Genomic DNA, 5,806 nt, shown 5'->3' on the forward strand with positions numbered 1-5,806 from the left:
GTACCATAAATCATTTAGGATTGCTATAGCATCCAAAATACCTGGTAAAAACTATGGACGGATTAGCTTACCTGCATTTAGCTGAAACTTGGGAAACGCCTGCGCCTCAAACTCGATCGCCCAACTCGACACAACACCTAAATTTAGCCTTTGCTCCTTTACTTTTCTTTACGATCGCTCTGACAATTTTAAATTTAGTCAATCCCGCACTCGCCATCAAAAAAGGCGACTCAGGGCCAGAAGTTACCGAACTCCAAAAAACCCTGCAAGACGCAGGATATTTTAGCAGGAAACCCACAGGATTTTACGGTTCCATCACCCAGACTGCGGTGAAAAAATTCCAAACAGACAACAACCTGAAAGTTGACGGAATTGTCGGCCCTCAAACCTTGTCAGCACTGCAACTCCAGCCGGAAGGCGCGATTGCTGACAGCGAACCTGTAGAGAAAACACCGTCAAAGCTCGATCGGCCTTCGCCACCTCCTACCGCCACCGACAACCCCAACCAACTCGAAGATACAACTAAAAATCAGCCCCAAAAACCTTTCTTTCACAAACCATTTTTACCCCCATTTAAAACAGAAACTTCCGATCAAAATTTCGAGGAAAAAGCCAGTGAATTACCTTCCGAAAAACTCGTAAACTCTCCAGAAAACCTGCGAGGAAAAATGACCTTGAAAAAAACAATTTACGGCAATATATCGCCGAAATCAATAGTTTATTCAGGAGCAGGTTTGTTTTTTGCTCAAAACATGATGTACAGCCACACAATCACAGTTTACGACAGGAACTTTAAATTAGTCAAGACTATTCCCGACACCATAAACTTGTCCAAATTCGGATTTACAAAATTTAAAGGCAATTATCGAGGTTCTCCCGTAGAAGCAGCTTTTTCAACAGACGGCAAATATGCCTACGTATCCAACTATCAAATGTACGGTAAAGGGTTTGACAATCCGGGGAGCGATAGATGTTCTCCATCGGCCAAACACGACCAAAGTTTCCTCTACCGCATCAATACCGAAACGTTAAAAATAGAAAACGCAATTCCTGTCGGTGCCGTTCCCAAATTCAATGCTGTTTCGCCAGACAATCGCTTCGCCCTCGCCAGCAATTGGTGCAGTTGGGATTTGAGCGTAGTTGATATCAATAAAAATATCGAAGTCGAGCGGGTAAAACTGGGTGCATATCCTCGGGGTATTGTGGTCACTCCCGACTCAAAAAATGCCTATATTGCCGTCATGGGTTCTTCGGATATTGCGAAAGTGAATCTCAGAGACTTTTCAGTAGAATGGCTGAGAAATATTGGCAATGCGCCGCGTCATTTGACGATAGACCCCAACGGAAAATATCTTTATGCCACCTTGAACGGTGAAGGAAATGTGGCAAAAATTGACCTAAAAACTGGTAAAGTGGTAGATAAAGTTTCGACAGGAAAAGCACCTCGCAGCATGACAATTTCTGATAGCGGGAAACTAATTTACGTAGTGAACTATTTCTCAAATACTGTTAGCAAAGTTAGGACAAGCGACATGAAAGTTCTGCAAACAGTGAATGTTAACTCAAGTCCGATCGGAATTACTTACGATCCGGAAACTAATCAAGTTTGGGTAGCTTGCTATTCGGGCAGTATTATGGTGTTTCAAGATTAATTTAACAGGTTCGGAGGGAAGTTTGTAGGGTGCGCTGCGGCGCAAAGATTGATATCGTATCCGGTCGGATTGAAAACGATAAAATAGGTTCGTAGTGCGGACTTTATTCCGCACTACGAACCGTTTTTGTGATGGTAATCTATCGGACAGGATCTGATTTTTTAAATCGGTGCGCGCGCGCTAGATGAGGGGTGAAAATATTATTTGGACGACTTGACGGGATCGATAACGTACTGAGAAGGCTTAGCAGGTACTTGGCCATTTTTGACCATAGCTTGGTAAATCATGGCTGCTACTTCGGCGCGAGTTGCTGCTTTGTTTGGCTGCAAAAGTTCGGGCTTCGGGTGGTTGACAACAATACCACCTTCCGTCGCCGCTGCTACTTTGTCAACTGCCCATTTCGGCACTTGTTTCCTGTCTGTATACAATTCTAAAATTTTGCTGGCATTGCCTGGTTGTTTGAGCTTCAAACCACTAGCTAATGCTACGATGACTTCGAGACGAGGAACATCTTTTGTGGGACGGAACTCATTGTTTGGGTATCCTTTAAGATATCCTTTTTGTACGCTGCCATCGATCGCACTAGCGGCAGGGTTCTTGTCTTTCACGTCTGCAAAGTTAATCGGTTTTTGGACTGGTTGTTTGTCGGACATCCGCTCAATTAAGCGCGCTAGTTCGGCTCGCGTCATCGGTTCGTCGGGACGAAACTTGTTGTCGGTGAAATCAGTAAAGATTTGCCGATCGACTAAAGCAACAATGAACGGAAGCGCCCAATAATTGTCAGGAATGTCCGAGAATTTAACGGCGCCAACTTTTGGTTTAGCGCCTTTGGGTTTGGTAATTGCTGGAGGGGAAGCCTCGCCCACAATTGGCGTTTGAGGAACAAGAACGATCGCCCCCACCGGAGGATTTTGCGGTAAAATCGGCCCTAAAGATCCAACACCCGTGGCATTATTCCGTAGAGAGGGAATCAGTGTTGTAGCCCGGGGCGCAGGAGATTTAGCGGGCGCGGGTGCAGGCAAATCGGAACTCGGCGCCGCAGGCATTAATATTCCCCTGCTCGCCGGCGCGGGTGCAGAGTCAGAAAAAACGGCTGGAAATTGCCAATTTTTGACACCGAATTGATTGGGGTTTTTACCTGTTACCCAAAATAAAATTGCTCCCATCGTACCGAAAGCAACCAAGATGGCAATCAATTCATCAAATCCTAGAGATTTTCTTTTCCCTGACGGGGGTTGCGAAGAAGACATATTGTCACCTACAGATCAATGTAGCAATTAAATCACATATTTTTTTTGTCTGGGGGAAACAGAGAGCGCCAAATCAACTATTCCAAAGTTTTCACTCTCAATACCTGCGGCGGCGTGGCATCGAGAGGATAGATCAAACAACTTTTACCGAACTCAGTTACTGATTGTTGCAATCTTCAACTTACCGCGTTCTACGGCCCCCAGAAGAGCGACTGCGACTCGGTGAACGAGAACTCCTGCCGCTACCAAAACTCGGCTGCCGCTTGTATTGATTTTGACGGGGCTGCCGCGATCGCCTCAAAGTGCTGCCGCCGTAACCCGAACCGGTCGATCGATTGGAATTTGGCGGTGCTGGCCGTCTTACTGGCTGGTTATATGCGGGCGATCGCAAGCGGCCGGTCGTCCTTAAAACTTGACGGTTTCTCACAGCAGCAGGCGGGGCTTGGTAGCGAGTTTGATACTGCCCGACAGCTTCGCCGTAAGTATTGCCGTACCCGCCATATCCTCTCAGAATTACCCCGGGCTGATAAACTGGCGGCACGTAATATCGCGGTCTAAATAACAAACTGCCGATCGCCTGACCTGCCACCGCCCCTGCAAACGGCGCCCAGAAACCCGATTGCTGCCGCACCACGACTGTTTGTGGCTGACCTGTTTGAGGATTAGCAACAGTTTGAGTAACGTTGTGAACGTACTCTATTTTAAAATCTTCTGTCAAATGCAAGCTCGCTTGATTGTTATCAATCTTTAGGTAACTTTTCTTCCCCGCCGATATTTCTTCATCAGTTAAACGAGCCATTTGCAAATCCCTAGTCCGGTAAAGCGGGGGAGATCCCGGGGGAGTATTCAGCAACATCAAACCATATTCACCGTCACCATCGTCGTAGGTAGCTTGCTGTACGGGATATTCCCCTTGAGCCAAGTTATTGTTGGCTGCCGGACGCACTGTATTAACATTCCCCTTAGCCGAATTTTTGGGAGGTTCTGGGCTAGGAGAACCGCAGGCGGTTGCCGTCCACATTAAACTTAAAGTCATTAAATAAATTGTCAATTTTCGCAGCATAAATAATGTTTTTTAATTTTGTATTTGGCATCCGGCATTGGTAGCAAACAACCAATAACTAATAACTAATAACTCTTTCATTAAAGAGGAATTAGTTCTGGGAAATTGACCAACACTTGGTCGTTGGTAAGTTCGTCTCCTAACTGTGCGGGAGAAAAGTGAACTTGCACGGCTCGCAGCCTTTCCTGGTAATGTAAATTAATCAATGCTTTTAAACCGACTTTCAGGGCGCTGATATCAGCTAGGTCTGTTTCTAGGGCTGGAACTTCACCTTCATAAGCAACTGTCAGCATCACTACGACATTTGTAGTTACCGGCAAAGACAACGAGGAATTTTTATCGTAAACAGATGTGCTGTGTTGGGGTTCGCTGAGATAGCGATCGGCTGAATCAGTGAAAAGTTCATCCACATAATCGCCCGCTTCGCCTTCATCCCAAAAAACATCGCCTTCATTCGCGGCTGCTTGCCAGTAGTTGTCATACTGTAACAAGTGATTGCAAATTTCTCCAAGACCTTCTCCTAAAATTGCTACGTCGCCATCAGCATCAATTGCTTCTCTGGCGGTGCGGTTGAGAACTCCTAGCATCGGTGCAACTTCTTCGCCTGTTAGCTGAACGAACAGGCGACAAACTGCTAATCTAGCTTTACCTGTAAATTGATTGAATCGATCGCGCCAAGAATTCATAACCTATACTTTGTAATCTGTAGGGCTATATTTCTCACCCTAGCAGGGGATTACAAATCTTGCCGTCTACCCTCAGATTGAGATCGAGATGGTTTCTGGCGACTTCCGCGGCAGCCGGCAGTCTCGCTGTGACTCATCTAATTTGAAACACTCGATATTGGAGGAATCATAACAAGGCTGCAAACAGCACGCAAGCTAACCCGATCCACACTAATTATTGGAGATGTTTGTTGAGTTAATTAATTGCCTAAAAAACTGACGCAGAAACCCGGGAAAGATCGAGTAATATCAATTCCGGTTGCACTCCTGGGGAATTGTTGACTGTTGACTGTTGACTGTTGACTGTTGACTGTTGACTGTTGACTGTTGAAGAGCGCTAAAAAAACTCGCTTTCGGCGATACAAACGATATCTTGCAGATCGCCCGTTAAATCAAAACACAAATGCTCCCCAATTTCAAATCAAAAAACCTCCAATCTTGCCAGACAGGAGGTTCCTCGATCGAATATCTTGGGTTGAGAGAACGATTTGACGATCGCGCTTTCAACTTGTTCGATCGCACTTTTCTAATTCAATTGACCAACTTGCGACACCGGCAAATCCAGCTCGCCACCTGGAGCTTCCGGGTGTTCGCGAACAATTGCAACCGCATCTGCATCTGCTGTTTGAGCTACAGCAACCGCAGCCGCTTCTTCGAGTGCGCCAAATTCCAGAGATTCAGAAACACCTGCATCTGCGATCGGCTCTTCAAAAACTTCAAAATTCTCGCTCATCGCAGCACAAGCCGCAGAGGCCCGCTGGCCGGCGCGATAGCTCATGTAAGCCGCACCGCCACCCAGAACCCCAGTCAAACCCAGAAAACCCAAAGCTGCTGTTTTGTAAGATTTCCACGGATTCATTCGATCGGAGCCGCCCGAACCCAGGAGCGTTGTCGCAGAACCAGATTGAGTCGCCCCAGATTTTTTGTAGGAACAGGGGAAAGCAGATGCAGCGTCACCGATAGCGATGCTGCTGGCGATCGCCGCCACCGAAGCAATGCCAGCTAACACTTGAAACTTCTTCATGGTGTTCTGGAAATTGTAAAGGATAATTAAAAAAATAATGTAACAGCTCTTCACAAATAGATCAACAGTCGCTATCGGCTCAAATCACAGAT

General features: G+C 46.3%; 5 protein-coding genes. 1 reads left to right on the top strand and 4 read right to left on the bottom strand.

Annotated elements, in window-relative coordinates:
• Positions 1 to 53 precede the first annotated feature (53 nt).
• Positions 54 to 1,652, top strand: a complete 1,599-nt coding sequence (locus tag IQ270_RS27370; protein ID WP_193976302.1) for a peptidoglycan-binding protein — start codon at positions 54 to 56, stop codon at positions 1,650 to 1,652.
• A 200-nt stretch (positions 1,653 to 1,852) separates the two neighbouring features.
• Here the strand turns inward: IQ270_RS27370 and IQ270_RS27375 are convergent, their stop codons facing one another.
• From IQ270_RS27375 to IQ270_RS27390, 4 genes are all read right to left on the bottom strand, one after another.
• On the bottom strand, positions 1,853 to 2,902 hold the full coding sequence (locus IQ270_RS27375) for an S-layer homology domain-containing protein (protein WP_193976303.1): 1,050 nt from the start codon (positions 2,900 to 2,902) through the stop codon (positions 1,853 to 1,855).
• A 181-nt stretch (positions 2,903 to 3,083) separates the two neighbouring features.
• Positions 3,084 to 3,965 carry a hypothetical protein gene (locus IQ270_RS27380; RefSeq protein ID WP_193976304.1) on the bottom strand — a complete coding sequence of 294 codons (882 nt, stop codon included), beginning with the start codon at positions 3,963 to 3,965 and terminating at the stop codon, positions 3,084 to 3,086.
• Between the two features lie 80 nt (positions 3,966 to 4,045).
• A complete protein-coding gene (locus tag IQ270_RS27385; protein ID WP_193976305.1) occupies positions 4,046 to 4,651 on the bottom strand; it encodes a DUF1517 domain-containing protein in 606 nt (201 codons plus the stop codon).
• Between the two features lie 565 nt (positions 4,652 to 5,216).
• Positions 5,217 to 5,714: a hypothetical protein gene (locus IQ270_RS27390; RefSeq protein WP_193976306.1), complete on the bottom strand. Its 498-nt coding sequence runs from the start codon at positions 5,712 to 5,714 to the stop codon at positions 5,217 to 5,219.
• Positions 5,715 to 5,806 lie beyond the last annotated feature (92 nt).

It is taken from the genome of Microcoleus sp. LEGE 07076, from assembly GCF_015207455.1.
Classification (GTDB): Bacteria; Cyanobacteriota; Cyanobacteriia; order Cyanobacteriales; family Microcoleaceae; genus Microcoleus.

Bases quoted from the DNA above. Each gene is read 5' to 3' on its own strand.
- IQ270_RS27380 (WP_193976304.1), bottom strand. From the start codon at position 3,965: ATGCTGCGAAAATTGACAATTTATTTAATGACTTTAAGTTTAATGTGG.
- IQ270_RS27390 (WP_193976306.1), bottom strand. From the start codon at position 5,714: ATGAAGAAGTTTCAAGTGTTAGCTGGCATTGCTTCGGTGGCGGCGATC.
- IQ270_RS27385 (WP_193976305.1), bottom strand. From the start codon at position 4,651: ATGAATTCTTGGCGCGATCGATTCAATCAATTTACAGGTAAAGCTAGA.
- IQ270_RS27375 (WP_193976303.1), bottom strand. From the start codon at position 2,902: ATGTCTTCTTCGCAACCCCCGTCAGGGAAAAGAAAATCTCTAGGATTT.
- IQ270_RS27370 (WP_193976302.1), top strand. From the start codon at position 54: ATGGACGGATTAGCTTACCTGCATTTAGCTGAAACTTGGGAAACGCCT.